The following is a 16,645-nucleotide window of genomic DNA, read 5'->3' as shown; positions in this document are numbered from 1 at the left end:
GTATAAATAATTTTGCATATAAGGGTAAGATGCCTAAAGGTTGGATTGTGCAAAATAAAGCGGAGGATGATACTATGTATGATGTGATTATTGTAGGAGCAGGTCCAGCTGGGATTTTTACAGCTTTAGAGCTTGTAAAACAAGAAAGTAAAAAGAAGATTTTAATTTTAGAGATGGGTAAAAGTATAGATAAAAGACATTGTCCTAAAGATAAGACTAAAGTATGTGTATCTTGTAAACCATATTGTCATATAACTACTGGTTTTTCGGGAGCGGGTGCTTTTTCAGATGGTAAGTTATCTTTAAGTTATGAAGTAGGTGGAGAATTACCTGATTTAGTAGGCAGTTCTAATGCTCAAGAATATATTGATTATACAGATAAAATATATTTAGAATTCGGTGCAGATTCAAAAATTGAAGGAGTAGGCAACGAAAAAGAGGTTAAAGAGATAAGAAAGAAAGCCATTGAAGGTGGACTTAAATTAGTAGACTGTCCTATAAGACATTTAGGAACAGAAAAAGCCCAAGACATCTATCTTAAAATACAGAACAAACTAATAGAGTTAGGTGTAGAAATTAGATTTGATACCTTAGTTAAGGATTTAATTATAGAAGATAATAAAATAAAAGGTGTACTAGCTACAGATTCTTTAAAGAAAGAAAAAAATGATGTAATATATGGGGAAACTATTGTAGTAGCAGCAGGAAGAAAAGGTGCGGATTGGCTAAAGGATATGTGTGTAGATCACAATATTAGCCATAAAGCTGGTACTGTAGATGTTGGAGTTCGTGTTGAAATAAGAAATGAAGTTATGGATGAAGTTAATAGAGTTTTATATGAATCTAAACTTATTGGATACCCAAAACCTTTTAAAGATAAGGTAAGAACTTTCTGTCAAAACCCAGGTGGTTTTGTAAGCCAAGAAAACTATGATAATAACTTAGCTATAGTTAATGGACATTCTTATAAGGACAAGAAGTCAGAAAATACTAACTTAGCTATACTTAGCTCCCATAATTTTAAGGAGCCTTTTGACAAGCCTATAGAATATGGACAAAAGGTTGGAGAACTAGTTAACATGCTTGGTAATGGTAAGATATTAGTTCAAAGATATGGTGATATATTAGAAGGAAAGAGAACTTGGCAGCATGAATTAGATAGAACTAACGTAAAGTATACACTTCCAGATGCTGTTGCAGGTGACTTAACTGCTGCTATACCTTATAGAACTATGACTAATATTTTAAACTTCATAGATGCTATGAACACTGTTGTACCAGGTTTTGCATCTAGTGAAACTCTTTTATATGGACCAGAGATAAAGTTCTATAGCAACAAAATAAACATAGATGAGAACTTTAAAAGTAATATAGAAGGATTATATTGTTTAGGGGATTCTAGTGGTTGGACAAGAGGTCTTATGATGGCGTCGCTTATGGGCGTAATGATGGCTAGAGTTCTTGAAAAAGGAAGCTGGAAAAATTAAGATTTAAATTAAAAGCAATAGTTAAAAGTACGATAATATACTTTTAACTATTGCTTTATTTTTAAAGTTCTCTTAAAGATTCCTCAACTTCATCTTTATTTAGACCACCATTTTCAAGTTCATTATCATCTAATATTAAAAGAAATTCATAATATTCTTGAAGGTGATTTTGATAAGAAGAGTCTAATTCTATTAATTCATATAAACAATCTTCCCCTTTAGCATACTCACCCATGTATTTATAATGATTAAAAATTTGGTAATATAGAGTTGATGGAAGTTCAAAATCCCGTAAACTTTCTAAAATCTTTAAGAATACAATTTTAAACGTACTTTCTTTTGTATCTAAACCTTTTTCTATAGAAGTATTAAATATATTGTAGGATTTCATCATTCTAAAATAATCCTCTAGTTTAATACCTTCTAAGAATATTAAAGTAGCAACAATAAGTAATCTAGTATAATCCTCTATTCTAGATGGTTTTAATAAATTAACTATCTCTTCATAAGGAAGGTTTTCTATAACTAAGTAATTATAACCAGTGTATTTTTTATATAATTCAGTAATATCTTTATTGAAGCTTTCTATATCTAATTCTTCTAATTTAGGGATTATCATTAAAAATTCAGAAACTACATTATCATTAAAGTCATTTTTTATCATAACTTTTCCTCCTTGATAAAATTACTTAACTGTCCCTATTATATCATTTTAATTAATTGAGAAGAATATTTATAATATAATTTATTCTATAGATAATAATTATTAGTAGGAGGAAAAGATAGTGAATATTATTTAGTGTAATGTTAATGGTGCTGAATTTTTAAATGGTGTTTTGGTTTGGATCATTGCCCTATAACTATTGAATTAGAAGTTTAAATTAGCGTTTCCTTAAATGCCATTAAGTACCATAAACATAAGCTCAGAAAAAAACGAATATGTAAAGTGAAGATGATTTCATTTTAATAGATTATTAAAAAATAAACTTAAAATAAATGCAAATAATTATTTTGAAAAAAAATATTGATTTTTAATCTCTAAGAGTGTAACATACAAATATAAGATGTGTTAATACGAATGTTCGTGTTAACAAAGAGGTTATTATTCATTTCGTATATGTTTGATGATATGGTTCAAACGTTTCTACCAGGATGCCGTAAACTGCCTGACTACGAATGTATAATTGTTATTGTCTGTGTTTTTTGGCAATATTTATTATGCATTCCTGAGCAGTATAGTTGCTCAGGATTTTTTTGTTTTAAAGAAACCTTAAACAAAACAATAAAAATAATATTTTCGGGGGGAAAAATCATGAAAAAATTCCTTAAAGTAATGTTAAGCGCTACAATAGCAGCAGCACTAGTATTAACAGGATGTAGCAGCTCAGGTACAGAGGGTAAAAAGGATGACAAGAAAGATTTAACAGTAGGTTTTATTTATGTAGGACCAATAGGTGATGGTGGTTATAGTTATGCTCACAATGAAGGAAGACTTTATCTTGAAAAAGAAACTGGCGTAAAAACAATTTACAAAGAATCAGTTGCAGAAGATAAAGCTGAAGTAGAAAAAGTTGTAGATGATATGGTTGACCAAGGTGCTACAGTAATAGTAGGAACAAGTTTTGGTTTCCAAGATGGTTTATTATCATCAGCTAAAAAATATCCAGATGTTAAGTTCTTACATTGTTCAGGATATGAATTAGCAGACAATATGGGACAATTCTTTGGTAAAATTCATGAAATGATGTACTTAAATGGTGTTGTAGCAGGAATGAAGACAAAATCAAATACATTAGGTTTTGTAGGAGCTTTCCCAATACCAGAAGTAATTAGAAATATAAATGCATTTACATTAGGCGCTCAATCAGTAAATCCAAACGTTAAAGTTAAAGTTAACTGGACTAACACTTGGTATGATCCAGCTAAAGAAAAAGATGCAGCTTTAGCATTAATCGATGCAGGTGCAGACGTTATAGCACAACATCAAGATACAGCAGGTCCACAACAAGCTGCTGAATCTAAAGGAGTATTCTCATTAGGATATAATACAGATATGAGCACTACTGCTCCAAAAGCTAACATGACATCAGCTGTTTGGAACTGGGGTCCATACTATGTAAGTCAAATAAAGGCTATTCAAGCTGGTACTTGGAAATCAGAAAAATACTGGGGCGGATATGCAGATAACATAGTTTCTCTTGCACCATTAACTTCAGTAGCACCAGAAGGAGCTAAAGCAGCAGTAGAAAAAGCAGAAGCTAAGATAAAAGAAGGAAACAATGTAATATTCCAAGGTCCAATAAAAGATCAAAGCGGTGCAGTTAAAGTTAAAGAAGGTCAAACATTAACAGACGATGAAGTTTGGAACATAAACTGGTTTGTTCAAGGAGTAGACGGAACTATTCCAAGCAACTAATCTAAGGATTAAAAATAATAGAACTGAAGAGAGTAACATTTCTTCAGTTTTAATTTTATGGAGGCGTAAATGAGTAATAATACACCAGTAATAGCGTTGAAAAACATATCAAAAGGATTTGGAAAAGTAATTGCTAATAATAACGTAAATCTTAGACTTTATAAAGGTGAAATTCATGCACTACTTGGGGAAAATGGTGCAGGAAAAAGTACATTAATAAGTGTTATATCTGGAGTTTACTCACCAGATGGAGGAACTATAGAATTAGATGGGAAAGAAGTGCACTTTACTTCGCCTAAAGAAGCTATGGATGCAGGAGTTGGTACTATTTATCAACACTTTAAACTAGTAGAAGCTATGACTGCTAGAGAAAATATACTGTTAGGTATGAAAAAAGGGCTATTTAGTAAAGGTAAAAAAGCAGATGCAGATATTATAGATATATGCAAAAAATATGATTTAGATATAGATTTAGATAAGTATGTATCAGATATGTCTGTGGGAGAAAAGCAAAACCTTGAGATTCTAAAAGTTCTTTATAGAGGAGCTAAGATACTTATATTAGATGAACCTACTACTGTTTTTACGCCTCAAGAAACTGAAAAACTGTTCAAAATTATGAGAAGAATGAAAGAAATGGATTGTGCTGTAGTATTTATATCACATAAGATGGATGAAGTTATGGAAATATGTGATAAAATAACAGTTTTAAGAAAAGGTGAAAGTATAAAAACTCTTCACAAAGATGCAACGACTCCTAAAGAGTTAACTGAACTTATGGTTGGAAGAGCAGTAGACTTATTTATAGAAAATGTTGAAGTTAAAGAAGGAAAAGAACTTCTAAAGGTTGATAACTTAACTGTTTTAAGTGAAGAAGGAATAGAAGCAATTAAAAGCATATCCTTTAATATTAAAGAGGGAGAAGTACTTGGAGTTGCTGGTATAGCTGGAGCTGGACAAAAAGAACTTTGTGAAGCTATAGCAGGAGTTACTAAAGCTAAAAATGGAGCTATTGTATTTGATGGAGAAAATTTAGCTGGGAAAAATCCTAGAGAATTTGTTAAAAAAGGAATAAGCATGAGTTTTATACCAGAAGATAGATTAGGTATGGGCTTAGTTGGTTCTATGGATATGGTAGATAATCTTTTGTTAAAGTCTTATTATTCTCAAAAAGGATTATTAATAGATAGAAAACCTATAGAGAAAAAAGCGCATGAACTTAAAGATCATCTAGAAATAAAAACACCGTCAATTCATTATCCTATTAAAAACTTATCTGGCGGTAATATTCAAAAAATATTATTAGGAAGAGAACTAAGTGTTAATCCTAAACTTTTAGTTATGGCCTATCCAGTAAGAGGATTAGATATTAATACTTGCTTTACTATTTATAGTTTAATTAACGATGCTAAAAAGAAGGGGACTGCTGTTCTTTTCATTGGGGAAGACTTAGACGTTCTTATGCAATTATGCGATAGAATAATGGTTATATGTAATGGAAATGTAAGTGGAACTATTAATAGCAAAGAAGCAACTAGAGAAAAATTAGGACTCATGATGGTAGGAGCCAAAGCCTAAAGGAGGATAAAACTTTGAGATTAGTTAAAAGAGAAGATATAAATAAATCTGTAAGTATTAGAATAAGAGTTATGGCTATAGTTATAGCTATAGTTATTGCAGGATTGTTCTTAGTTACCCTAGGACATAATCCTATTGAAGTTTTTGGGGGAATGATTAAAGGGGCATTTGGTACAGCTAATAGAGTAAGACAAACTATAATAACAGCTATACCGCTACTTATAGCAGCTATAGGTGTAGGTGTAGCCTTTAAAATGCTTTTTTGGAACATTGGTGGAGAAGGACAGATATTTATGGGAGCTTTTGGAGCAACTATAGTTGCTTTAAACTTAACTTCACTTCCAAAACCTGTACTTCTATTAGTTATGTGTTTAGCAGCTATAATCTGCGGAGGATTATGGGCAGCTTTAGCTGGAGTATTGAAAGTTTATTTTAATACAAATGAAACTATAATTACATTGATGCTTAACTACGTTGCATTAAAATTTATAACTTTACTTCAGTTTGACTTGTTAAAAGACAAAAATGCTATGGGGTTTCCTAAAATAGCTAACTTTCAAGATAATGCTATATTACCTAGAGTTTTTGGAGTACATATAGGGTGGATAATTGCACTTATAATCGTAGTAGTTTTTTATATATTTATGAAGCATAGTAAAATGGGATATGAAATAGCTGTCTTAGGAGATAGTACTAATACTGCAAAATATGCAGGAATAAACATCAATAAAACTATATTAAAAGCAGTGTTTATAAGTGGTGCTTTATGTGGTCTTGTTGGATTTATACAAGCTTCAGCTGTAAGTCAGACTTTGTCTACAGAAGTTACAAATGGAGCAGGAAATACTGCTATAATAATAGCTTGGTTATCAAACTTAAATTCTATATTTGCGCTTATAGTTTCTATACTATTTGCAGGGCTTACTCAAGGTGGAGCTTATATACAAACTGCTTTTGGAATTCCTAATGCAGCGGCTTCAGTTATTCAAGCTCTTATACTATTTTGTGTTTTAGCTAGTGAAATGTTTATTAGATATAGAATAGACTTTAGGAGGGTGAAATAATGAATGTTCAATCATTTTTACATGCAGCAATAATTGCAGGAACACCTCTTTTATTAGCTACCTTGGGAGAAATTTTATGTGAAAAAGTTGGTAACTTAAATCTTGGAGTAGAAGGTATGATGCTTTTAGGAGCCATATCTGGATTTTTAATAGGATATAAAACAGGAAATCCTATCTTTGCTCTTTTTGCAGCAGCAGGAGCAGGGGCACTTGGTGGTTTAATTTATGCGGTTTTAACTGTTTCATTTAGAACTAATCAAGTTGTTACAGGTTTAACTTTAACTATATTTGGAACTGGAGTATCTTCATTACTTGGACAAAAGGCTGTAGGGCAAGTTGTTCCTGATAGTGTTAAAAGCTTTTTTGCTGAAACTAAGATACCTGTATTAGGAGACATACCTTTCTTCGGAGATATATTATTCAATCACGATACCTTTATCTATATATCTTATGTATTAACTATAATAGTTGGCATTTACTTATACAAAACTAGAGTAGGTTTAAACCTAAGAGCAGTTGGAGAGAATCCAGGAGCAGCAGATGCTGTAAGTATAAATGTAAGTTTATACAAGTATGTTAACATACTGCTTGGAGGAGCTTTAGCCGGTCTTGGTGGGGCTTATCTTTCATTAGTATATGTTCCAGTATGGGCAGATAATATAACAGCAGGTAGAGGATGGATAGCTGTAGCCTTAGTTATATTTGCTGCATGGAATCCATATAAGGCTCTACTTGGAGCATACTTATTTGGAGGACTTGATATAGTAGGATTTAGAATAGCTAACCCAATAGTATCTTCATATATTTTAAGCATGTTACCTTATGTGGTTACTATAGTAGTTCTAGTTATAATTTCGAGTAAAAAATCCAAAAAGAACTCACCACCTAAGTCTTTAAGTTTACCTTACTTTAGGGAAGAGAGATAATTAAAAGTTTAAGGCTATCACAAATTTGTGATAGCCTTTTTTGTTGACAAATTAGTAGAGTTAGTTGAAAATGGATAATTAAGAATGGGGGTAATATTTTTGGATAAAAAAAGTAGTTTTAAATTAATAGGGGCTATGCTAATTTGGGGAAGTTTGGGCATATTCGTAAAAAATATACACCTTAGTTCTGTAGAGATTGCATTTTCAAGAGCTGTAGTTGGAAGTTTGTTTATTTTTATGATAAATAAATTTTATTTTAAAAAACCTATTATAGATTCGTTGAAAAGCAGTAATAAAAAATCAATTTTTATATTAATTATATTAGGTTTACTTTTAGGACTAAACTGGGTATTTTTATTCCAGTCATATAAGTATACAACAGTTGGAAATGGAACTTTGATTTATTACTTGGCACCTGCATTTACTATTTTGCTTTCTCCTATAATAACTAAAGAAAAAATAAAACTTAAAAGTTTGGTTTCAGTATTTGTAGCTATATCAGGATTAGCATTGATATTAATCTCTAATGGAGAAACTTCTGGAGAATATAATCATATAAAAGGAATGCTTTTTGCATTAGCTGCTGCTATTGTATATGCTTTAATAGTTTTAATGAACAAGAAACTTAATAACATAGATGATATTATCAGAACTTTAATACAAATGGCCTTAAGTATAGTTATTTTGCTTCCACTAGTAGTAACTAGAGGAAACTTTAGAGTTGAGAGTGGGTTGACTTTAGTTATACTGCTTTTTGTAGGAGTTGTACATACTGGGATTGCGTACATGCTGTACTTCTCAAGTTTTAAAGATGTAGCTACAGATAAAATAGTAGTGTTAAGTTATATTGATCCTGTCTCTTCGGTGATTTTTGGAGCACTTTTCTTAAGTGAAAGAATAAGCATAAACACTGTAATAGGAGGAATACTAATTCTAGGTAGTAGCTTTATAAGTAATTATCCTGGAAGGAGTGGTAAGGTTGAAGCATAAAGTGTATGAAGGCAGCAATAGTGAAGGCGTTAAGTGGGTAAGAGTAGGTAATTTTACAAAAAATGCAGTGGAAGAATTTGAAAAAGATTTAGCAGCAAATAAAAATAAGAAATAGGAAAAAGCTTGAGTTTTGTTAATCAAAACTCAAGCTTTTTCTATAATAAAGTAATAAATTGCTATTTAAAAAATATTGATTTTAAGGTAATCATAACATATAATAGGAAAGTAAACTTAACAAAGGCAGTTCGGAAGCCTCCTGCCTTAAAACAAAACTACGGCATTAATACATTAAGTTGTACATGTAGTAGGAGATTTATCTCTCCTATTTATTTTTGTTGACTTAAAGCCGTAGAATTATATTTCTACGGTTTTTTTTATTAATTCCCAGGCTTTCAAAATAATTTTTTTGGAGGAAAGTATGAAAACAAGAAGAATAGTATTTTCAGCACTTATAGCAGCACTATATGCAGCGCTAACTTATTTTTTAGCACCAATTAGTTATGGGCCTATACAATTTAGAGTATCAGAGATTATGGTGTTATTAGTTTTATTGGATCCATTTTATATAGGAGGATTAACTTTAGGGTGTTTTTTAGCTAACCTTTTAGGACCATATGGGATGACGGATATAGTAGTTGGAACTTTAGCAACCTTTATATCTTTAGTACTTATGAGTTACACAATGAAATTTATAAAAAAACAAAGCCTAGCTACAGTTATTGCATCTTTATGGCCTACTATAATTAATGGTATTATGATAGGGTACATGCTGTATTACGTTGCTCAGTTCCCCTTATTTTTAACAATGTTCCAAGTAGGGTTAGGTGAGTTTGTAGTTGTAACTTTAGTAGGAGTTCCTTTATTTTCTTATCTTAAAAAATCAGGAATACTTAAGGGAATTACAAGTAACTATAAAGTAAGTTAATAATTATAAGATAAGCTTGGACAGTTGACAGATGAGAAATTTCAGATGTCAACTGTCTATTTTTAGTTCTCATTTAATTCTCAAATTTCAACTTTCAGTTCTCAACTAAAAAAGTCAGGACAAATAAAAAAAATGGTGTTATAATAACAAAAGATTATAACCGATATAAATAAAGAGGTGAAAAACTTGAGTAAAACAGCAGGAGAAGGTTGTGAAATATTAGTACCTTTTAATGAAAGAAAACCACTAGACGAAATAGAAAGAAGTTTAATTAAGAAATATAGAAAAAAGATTTGGACTAAGTTTATAAAGGCAGTAAAGGATTATAAACTTGTTGAAGAAGGAGATAAGATAGCGGTAGCCATATCAGGAGGTAAGGATTCTATGCTTATGGCAAAGCTTTTTCAAGAACTTAAGAAACATGGGCAAGTTAATTTTGAGCTTGAGTTTATAGCTATGGACCCAGGGTACCATGAAAATATAAAAGAACTTTTAATAGATAACTGCAACCACTTAAATATACCTGTACAGATATATGAATCAGGAATTTTTGATGTTGTAGATAGAATTGCACAGGAATATCCATGTTATATGTGCGCTAGGATGAGAAGAGGATCTTTATATTCAAAAGCACAGGAACTTGGTTGCAATAAGCTGGCTTTAGGTCATCATTTTAATGATGTTATAGAAACAACTATGCTAAATGTTTTATACGCAGGGAATTTTAAAACCATGTTACCTAAACTTAAGGCTAAAAACTTCGAAGGAATAGAACTTATTAGACCTATGTATTACATAGAAGAACAGTCTATACAAAACTTTACTCAAAGTTCAGGAATATGGCCTCTTAACTGCGCTTGTATGGTTGCAGCTAAAAAGACAGGTAATAAGAGATATGAAATAAAAGAACTTATAGAAAACCTAAAGAAGAATTTTGAAAATGTTGATAAATCAATATTTAAAGCAGCTGAAAATGTAGCTATGGATTCCATATTAGGATGGGAAAAGGGTGGAGTTAAACATAGTTTTCTAGATGCTTTTGAAGAGGAATAAATAATTATTTAAGAAAATTTAAAAATTTTCTTTTAATATTTAGATATTACGGTTAAAATGAAAAGAGTACCATTTTTATATAAGGAGGTGACTTCTCATACTTACTAGTATATAGCTAGTTAAGGTGAGGAATTAATATGACAGATAAAGAATTAAATAATGGCTGTGAATGCGGCTGCGAAGGTGAAGAAAAAGAAAGCTGTGGATGTGGACACGACCACGAACACCATCATCATGATCACGACCATGAATGTGGATGCGGACATGACCATGATCATGAAGAAGGAGAAACTCTAGTAGTTGATTTTGAAGATGAAAATGGAAATATAGTATCATTTGATGTTGTAGATAGCTTTGAATATACAGGTAGTGAAGAGTCTTTAAAGAATAATGTGTATGCATTAATTCAAGATCCAAATGATGATTCAGTTTTCTTAATGAAAGCAGATACAGATGAGTCTCTAATCCCTGTAGAAGATGAAAATGAATTCGAGATAGTATCAAAATTCTATCAAGATGAATTAGCTTAAGATTTTTTAGGTGCATAATACATATAATTTGTATTGTGCACCTTTTATTTTAACAATTAAGAGCTATAATATATCTAAAACTAATATTTAGGAGTTGATACACATGCCCTGTTTACATGAATATTTTATAGAAAATAATCTGAAGAAATTATCAAAAAATTTTGAAGAACCAAAAGGAACTATAATATATGAGGTTTTGAGAATAATTGATGGAGTGCCTCTTTTTTTAGAAAATCATTTAGAAAGAATGAATAATTCATTTAAAATAATAGATAAGGTAAATCCATATAAGGATGAGGAGATAAAAAACTCTATAATAGAACTTTCGAAAACTAATAAAGTTAAAGATGGAAATGTAAAGATAACAATAGAGGTTACAGAAGATAACAAACTTAAGATATTTTTTATACCTCATAGTTATCCTGCAGAAGAACAATATTTAAAAGGCGTTAAAACTATATTGTATTTTGGAGAAAGAACAAATCCTAATGCAAAAATAGTTAATGATAGCTTTAGGGATTTAGTTAATAAAGAAATAAAAGAAAACAATGCCTATGAAGCTATATTAGTGGATAGAAACGGAAATATAACTGAAGGAAGCAGATCTAACATCTTTATGGTAAAAAACAATACTATTATAACATCACCTCTTGAAGCTGTACTTCCAGGAGTTACTAGAGGAGAAATTATAGAACTATGCCTAGAAAATAATATAGATTTTAAAGAAGAAAAAGTTAATTATAAAGACTTAGATAGATTAGATGGACTATTTATAACAGGTACATCTCCTAAAATTTTACCAATTACTTCAGTTAATGATAGAATATTTAATTCAAATGTTAATGAGATTATAAAGGTTTTGATAAAAACATACGATGATAAGATAAATACTTATGTTAATGCAAATAAAAGTAATTTATAAATTTAGCTAATTATGGTATACTTGTCTTGTTGAAAGGGGTATGTTTATGGAGAGAATTGTAATAAAAAGTGATACTTTGGAAAATGCTTTAAAGGAAGCTTGCGACGAATTAAATTTACCTATAGAACGATTAAGTTATAGAATACTTAATGAAAAAAAAGGTTTGTTTAAAAAGAGTATAGAACTTGAAGTAACACCAAAGGAAATCATAGATGATAAAGGATATGTTTCTATTATTGACGGAAAGTTTTTAATAGAGAATCCTAAAAATGAAAAAAAACCAGCACTAATAAACATACCAGAAACCATAGAATTTTTTGTAGATGAGGAAAGAGTTTTTAATAAAATAAAAGTTTTAGAAGAAAACAACTTAGACTATCATATAGAAAAAAAAGAAGCTAAAAGAAATTTAAATATAGAAACCTCAGATGATAATATGAAAGCTAATTTATGGATTACTTATGAACCAGAAATTAATTACTCTATTAAAGATTGTGAAAGAACTTATAACATAGATATTGAAATAGTTGAAAAAGAAAAAAACTACCCACCTAAATTTACTAAAGAAGAAATAAAAGACGCTTTAAAAAGTAATGGAATAACCTTTGGTATAAAAGAGGATGTAATAGAAGAACTTACAAAGAAAGAAATAGTAGAAGGAATAACAGTAGCAGAAGGGTTAAAGCCTATTGATGATGTGGGAGATAGGATTAATATATTTTTTGCTGAAGAGACTAAGTCAAAAGAGCATGGAGATTTAGATAAAGTAGATTATAGAAATTTTTATGATATAGCAAATATTGAAGCTAATCAGCCCTTAGGAGAGATAATACAGGGATCAGAAGGAAAAGATGGTATTGATATCTTTGGGAAAGTAAAAAAAAGAAAAACATTTAATAAAATTAACTTAAAAGCTGGAGAAGGCTGCTACATTAAAGATAATAAAGTATATTCATCTACTGATGGAAGACCTTGCGTTAAAGGGGGAGTCTTTTACGTTTATAAAGTTTTTAATCAAGATGTTGATGTAGATGTGAAAAGTGGCAATATACATTTTATTGGAGATGTGCATGTAAGGGGCAACATAAAAGATGGAATGACTGTTAGTGCAGGAAATACATTAATAGTTGAAAAAAATGTTGAAGGCGCCTTTTTAACTTCAAAGGGAGAGATGACCTTAAAAGGAACTGTAATAAGAGGACGAGTCATTGCAGGAGGAGATAACACTCTAGCAATGAATGAAGTGTACTTATATAAGGGAATAAGAGAGGATTTATCTGAATTAATAGATGTTATAACCCAAATAAAAGAAAGAAATTTAAATGTTGGAAGCGTTAGAGATGGTGAAATAATACTTACACTACTAGAAAGTAAATTTAAAACATTATCTAGTAAGGGAAGAATACTATTAGTAAACCAAAGCATAAATGGAGAAGAAAATGAAAAAATAAAACAACTACTGAAAACTAAACTTTTTTCTCTAGGCGTTAGCGAAATAAAAAGTTATAATGAATTATATGAAATTATAGAGTTATTAGATAATAGAATTAAAAGCTTAAGTTCAGAACTAAAGCTTCCTGTAAACTTATATATAAACTACACTCAAGATTCTAATATAGAATCTTCTGGGGATATAATATTTACAGGGAAAGGCGCTTATCTATCTAATATATCCGCTCAAGGCAGTATATATTTTAAAAATAACAATTCTGTTATAAGGGGAGGGTCATTAAAAGCGCAGAATGAAATAAAATGCAAGATAGTTGGCTCAGAAGGCGGAGGAAAAACAACATTAATAACCAGCAAAACTGGACATATATATGCTGATGTTGTATACATGGGAACAAAATTTATATTTGGAAAAAGAGAGTATGTTATTGATGCGCCGTGTAAAAATGTACACGGATATTTAGATCAATATGGAGATGTAAATATTGATAAGTTTGTATTATAGGAGGAATTGCTATGTCATCTACTGAGATGAAAGTTTTAATTTTTAGTTTAAATAACGAGTTTTATGGAATTAACATAATGGATGTTGAAAGAATATTAGGTTTCGAAAAACCAACCTTGATACCAGATGTTCCTCATTTTATGGAAGGGGTTATAAATTACGAAACTGGTATTCTTCCAATAATTAATTTGAAAAAGAAATTCTCTTTAAATCCTCAGTCTAGTAATGATCAGGATTCTAAGATAGTAGTAACAAAGGAACAAACAAATAAATTTGGAATATTAGTTGATAATGTATATGAAGTTAAGGATATTAATACATCGTCCATTGAAATGTCTAAAGCAATTACATCAGCTATTTCTGGAAGATATATAGAAGGATTAATAAAATTAGAAGATAATAAGATTGTTATTCTATTAAATCTTTCTAAAGTTTTAACTGAAGAGGAAAATCAGATAATTTTTTAGGAGGCGTAAAATGCAGAGCAATGAGATAAAGGTTGGAATTGCAGATTTAAATATCGTTAATCCACCAGGAAAAATTATGACTATAGGATTAGGCTCTTGTATAGGTATTGCTCTATATGACAATATAAAAAAAATAGCTGGACTCGCGCACATAATGCTTCCTGATAGTAAAAGTTTTAAAAATGTAACTAATCCGTATAAGTTTGCAGATTTAGCAATCCCAATACTTATGGACAAGATGCAAAAAGAAGGTTGCTCTATAAGACACATGAAGGCAAAAATTGTCGGAGGAGCTTCCATGTTTAACTTTTCAGATAAAACTATGATAAATGATATAGGAAAAAGAAATGCTGAAGCTGTAATAAAGTCATTAGGGGAACTTAAAATCCCAATAATTGCTTCAGATGTTGGCGGAAATAAAGGAAGAACTATGATTGTAGATCCTCAAAATGGAGTAGTCATAGTGAGAACCATAGGACAAGAAACTAAAGAAATATAATGGAGTTGGTTGAATTGCATAAAATTAAAGTTTTAGTAGTTGATGATTCAGCTCTTATGAGAAAAATAATATCAGATATTATTAATGAGCAGGATGATTTAGAAGTTATTACTACTGCCAGAAATGGAGAAGACTTATTAGAAAAATTACATAAATTCACACCTGATGTTATTACCTTAGATGTAGAAATGCCTAAGATGGATGGAGTAACAACTCTTAGAGAATTAAAAGGCAGAAAAGTATCTACACCGGTGATAATGTTAAGTAGCTTAACAGTTAATGGTTCAAGATTGACCATGGATTGTTTAAGACTGGGAGCTTATGATTTTGTAGCAAAACCATCAGGATCTATATCTTTAGATATTACTAAAGTTGGAGAAGATTTAATACAAAAGATAAGAAGTACAAAGTCTGTAAACAAGAAGATAAGTACTATAAAACATAAAGTTGAACCAGTACATATAGAAAGAGTAACAAGTTCTAAAAAAAGAGTGGAGGCGCTTTTAATAGGAGCTTCAACAGGAGGCCCTAGGGCTTTATATAGTGTTCTTCCCCTACTTCCAAAAGATTTAAATGTTCCGGTTTTTGTAGTTCAACACATGCCTAAAGGATTTACTAAAGCCTTTGCAGATAGATTAAATGAAAATTCTAATATGCAGGTAATAGAAGCAGAAGATGGCATGATAGTTGAGAGAAATAAGATATATATAGCAAAAGCAGGATATCACATGGAAGTTGGTGTAGATAAGAGAATCCATTTAAATGAAGAGCCTACTGTATGGGGAGTAAGACCGGCAGTAGATAACTTATTGTTTTCAGCGGTTAAAGTGTATGGAGGAAATGTTGTCTCTGTTATTTTAACTGGAATGGGCAGGGATGGTTCAAAAGGTACTGTTGCAGTAAAAGATGCAGGTGGAATAACTATATCAGAACATGAAAGTACTTGTACCATATATGGAATGCCAAAAGCAGCCTACGATACTGGAAAAGTAGATATGGTGTTACCTTTAAGTCAAATAAAAGACAGTATAATAAAAATAGTCAGTAAAAATTAGGAGGCGCCATGGATTTCTTAGAATTTGAAAAGTGGGTTCATAGATATATAGGAATAAACCTATCGGCTTATAAACCTAACCAGCTGCATAGAAGAATAGAAAGTTTAATGAATAGAGTTGGAGTTAGAAATCTTGAGGAATATAAAGAATTAATATCTAAAGATCCTAATCAAAAACAAAGATTTTTAGATTTTATTACGATTAACGTAACAGAATTTTTTAGGAATCCTGAGATGTTTAAACAACTAGAAGATATACTTAAAAAAGACTTTGCTAAAAGCTCATCCTTAAAAATATGGAGTGCAGCTTGCTCTATAGGATGTGAACCTTATTCTCTTGCAATGATTGCAGAAAATATAAATTATAAAGGGAATTTAACTCTTTTAGCAACAGACATAGATACTACTATTTTAGGTAAAGCTAATAAGGGTGAATACACTGATAATGAAATGAAAAATGTAAGTCCTACAGATTTAAATAAATATTTTAAGAAAGTTAACGATAAATACTATATAGATGATTCTATAAAAAAGAAAGTAACTTTTAAAAAACATGATTTAATACTTGGGACTTATGAGAAAAACTTTGACCTAATTGTTTGCAGAAATGTTGTCATTTATTTTAATAATGATACTAAAGAAGCTATTTATAGTAAGTTTGCAGAGTCTCTTAAAAAGGGAGGACTACTTTTTGTAGGAGCTACAGAAACTATTTACGATTATAAAAAATATGGTTTTGAAAAAGCGTCTACTTTTATATATAGAAAACTATAAGGAGGA

The 16,645-nt window shown here is 30.4% G+C and carries 17 protein-coding genes and 1 riboswitch; of the genes, 16 read left to right on the top strand and 1 reads right to left on the bottom strand.

Translation table 11 applies throughout. The features are described from left to right. Positions 1-74 precede the first annotated feature (74 nt). Positions 75-1,487 (top strand): NAD(P)/FAD-dependent oxidoreductase, encoded by a 1,413-nt coding sequence (locus B3N22_RS16530; protein WP_286908773.1) that lies wholly within the window; start codon positions 75-77, stop codon positions 1,485-1,487. A 61-nt stretch (positions 1,488-1,548) separates the two neighbouring features. On the opposite strand, the gene B3N22_RS16525 is transcribed toward B3N22_RS16530, so the two are convergent. Continuing rightward, positions 1,549-2,151, bottom strand: coding sequence for a DUF6483 family protein (locus tag B3N22_RS16525; protein ID WP_021800872.1), 603 nt, complete (start codon positions 2,149-2,151; stop codon positions 1,549-1,551). A 427-nt stretch (positions 2,152-2,578) separates the two neighbouring features. Next, positions 2,579-2,680: riboswitch (purine riboswitch) on the top strand. Between the two features lie 119 nt (positions 2,681-2,799). Here B3N22_RS16525 and B3N22_RS16520 point away from each other — a divergent pair. From B3N22_RS16520 to B3N22_RS16450, 15 genes are all read left to right on the top strand, one after another. Beyond that, positions 2,800-3,903 (top strand): BMP family ABC transporter substrate-binding protein, encoded by a 1,104-nt coding sequence (locus B3N22_RS16520; protein ID WP_286908772.1) that lies wholly within the window; start codon positions 2,800-2,802, stop codon positions 3,901-3,903. A 69-nt stretch (positions 3,904-3,972) separates the two neighbouring features. Then, positions 3,973-5,481 carry an ABC transporter ATP-binding protein gene (locus tag B3N22_RS16515; protein ID WP_286908771.1) on the top strand — a complete coding sequence of 503 codons (1,509 nt, stop codon included), beginning with the start codon at positions 3,973-3,975 and terminating at the stop codon, positions 5,479-5,481. Positions 5,482-5,552: 71 nt separating this feature from the next. Further along, positions 5,553-6,545 carry an ABC transporter permease gene (locus B3N22_RS16510; protein WP_286908894.1) on the top strand — a complete coding sequence of 331 codons (993 nt, stop codon included), beginning with the start codon at positions 5,553-5,555 and terminating at the stop codon, positions 6,543-6,545. Then, positions 6,545-7,471, top strand: coding sequence for an ABC transporter permease (locus tag B3N22_RS16505; protein ID WP_286908770.1), 927 nt, complete (start codon positions 6,545-6,547; stop codon positions 7,469-7,471). The genes B3N22_RS16510 and B3N22_RS16505 overlap by 1 nt, the downstream gene beginning before the upstream one ends. A 99-nt stretch (positions 7,472-7,570) precedes the next feature. Then, the gene (locus B3N22_RS16500) at positions 7,571-8,461 is read left to right on the top strand and encodes a DMT family transporter (RefSeq protein ID WP_286908769.1); all 891 of its coding nucleotides are present in this window, start codon (positions 7,571-7,573) and stop codon (positions 8,459-8,461) included. Further along, entirely contained in the window at positions 8,451-8,576 is a 126-nt protein-coding gene (locus tag B3N22_RS16495; protein ID WP_278335128.1) for a hypothetical protein, read from the top strand. The genes B3N22_RS16500 and B3N22_RS16495 overlap by 11 nt, the downstream gene beginning before the upstream one ends. 291 nt (positions 8,577-8,867) lie before the next feature. Beyond that, positions 8,868-9,386: a QueT transporter family protein gene (locus tag B3N22_RS16490; protein WP_414632240.1), complete on the top strand. Its 519-nt coding sequence runs from the start codon at positions 8,868-8,870 to the stop codon at positions 9,384-9,386. Between the two features lie 186 nt (positions 9,387-9,572). Next, the gene (locus B3N22_RS16485; protein ID WP_286908767.1) at positions 9,573-10,439 is read left to right on the top strand and encodes a tRNA 2-thiocytidine biosynthesis TtcA family protein; all 867 of its coding nucleotides are present in this window, start codon (positions 9,573-9,575) and stop codon (positions 10,437-10,439) included. 137 nt (positions 10,440-10,576) lie between these two features. Then, positions 10,577-10,969 carry a DUF1292 domain-containing protein gene (locus B3N22_RS16480; RefSeq protein WP_021800879.1) on the top strand — a complete coding sequence of 131 codons (393 nt, stop codon included), beginning with the start codon at positions 10,577-10,579 and terminating at the stop codon, positions 10,967-10,969. A 103-nt stretch (positions 10,970-11,072) separates the two neighbouring features. Then, positions 11,073-11,891, top strand: a complete 819-nt coding sequence (locus tag B3N22_RS16475; RefSeq protein WP_286908766.1) for an aminotransferase class IV — start codon at positions 11,073-11,075, stop codon at positions 11,889-11,891. A gap of 46 nt (positions 11,892-11,937) precedes the next feature. After that, the gene (locus B3N22_RS16470) at positions 11,938-13,845 is read left to right on the top strand and encodes a FapA family protein (RefSeq protein WP_021800881.1); all 1,908 of its coding nucleotides are present in this window, start codon (positions 11,938-11,940) and stop codon (positions 13,843-13,845) included. An 11-nt stretch (positions 13,846-13,856) separates the two neighbouring features. Further along, complete coding sequence (locus B3N22_RS16465; RefSeq protein WP_021800882.1) at positions 13,857-14,312, top strand: chemotaxis protein CheW; 456 nt, start codon at positions 13,857-13,859, stop codon at positions 14,310-14,312. A gap of 10 nt (positions 14,313-14,322) precedes the next feature. Next, a complete protein-coding gene (locus B3N22_RS16460) occupies positions 14,323-14,811 on the top strand; it encodes a chemoreceptor glutamine deamidase CheD (RefSeq protein ID WP_021800883.1) in 489 nt (162 codons plus the stop codon). Between the two features lie 14 nt (positions 14,812-14,825). Beyond that, complete coding sequence (locus B3N22_RS16455) at positions 14,826-15,866, top strand: protein-glutamate methylesterase/protein-glutamine glutaminase (RefSeq protein WP_286908765.1); 1,041 nt, start codon at positions 14,826-14,828, stop codon at positions 15,864-15,866. An 8-nt stretch (positions 15,867-15,874) separates the two neighbouring features. Then, the gene (locus B3N22_RS16450) at positions 15,875-16,639 is read left to right on the top strand and encodes a CheR family methyltransferase (RefSeq protein WP_286908764.1); all 765 of its coding nucleotides are present in this window, start codon (positions 15,875-15,877) and stop codon (positions 16,637-16,639) included. The last annotated feature ends 6 nt before the right edge of the window (positions 16,640-16,645 follow it).

Source organism: Clostridium sp. UBA1652 (assembly GCF_002320975.1).
GTDB lineage: Bacteria > Bacillota > Clostridia > Clostridiales > Clostridiaceae > Clostridium_T > Clostridium_T intestinale.
This window is presented reverse-complemented; position numbering and strand designations above follow the sequence as displayed.

Coding starts and splice junctions, on each gene's coding strand:
- B3N22_RS16530 (WP_286908773.1), top strand. CDS start 75: ATGTATGATGTGATTATTGTAGGAGCAGGTCCAGCTGGGATTTTTACA.
- B3N22_RS16525 (WP_021800872.1), bottom strand. CDS start 2,151: ATGATAAAAAATGACTTTAATGATAATGTAGTTTCTGAATTTTTAATG.
- B3N22_RS16520 (WP_286908772.1), top strand. CDS start 2,800: ATGAAAAAATTCCTTAAAGTAATGTTAAGCGCTACAATAGCAGCAGCA.
- B3N22_RS16515 (WP_286908771.1), top strand. CDS start 3,973: ATGAGTAATAATACACCAGTAATAGCGTTGAAAAACATATCAAAAGGA.
- B3N22_RS16510 (WP_286908894.1), top strand. CDS start 5,553: ATGGCTATAGTTATAGCTATAGTTATTGCAGGATTGTTCTTAGTTACC.
- B3N22_RS16505 (WP_286908770.1), top strand. CDS start 6,545: ATGAATGTTCAATCATTTTTACATGCAGCAATAATTGCAGGAACACCT.
- B3N22_RS16480 (WP_021800879.1), top strand. CDS start 10,577: ATGACAGATAAAGAATTAAATAATGGCTGTGAATGCGGCTGCGAAGGT.
- B3N22_RS16475 (WP_286908766.1), top strand. CDS start 11,073: ATGCCCTGTTTACATGAATATTTTATAGAAAATAATCTGAAGAAATTA.
- B3N22_RS16470 (WP_021800881.1), top strand. CDS start 11,938: ATGGAGAGAATTGTAATAAAAAGTGATACTTTGGAAAATGCTTTAAAG.
- B3N22_RS16465 (WP_021800882.1), top strand. CDS start 13,857: ATGTCATCTACTGAGATGAAAGTTTTAATTTTTAGTTTAAATAACGAG.
- B3N22_RS16460 (WP_021800883.1), top strand. CDS start 14,323: ATGCAGAGCAATGAGATAAAGGTTGGAATTGCAGATTTAAATATCGTT.
- B3N22_RS16450 (WP_286908764.1), top strand. CDS start 15,875: ATGGATTTCTTAGAATTTGAAAAGTGGGTTCATAGATATATAGGAATA.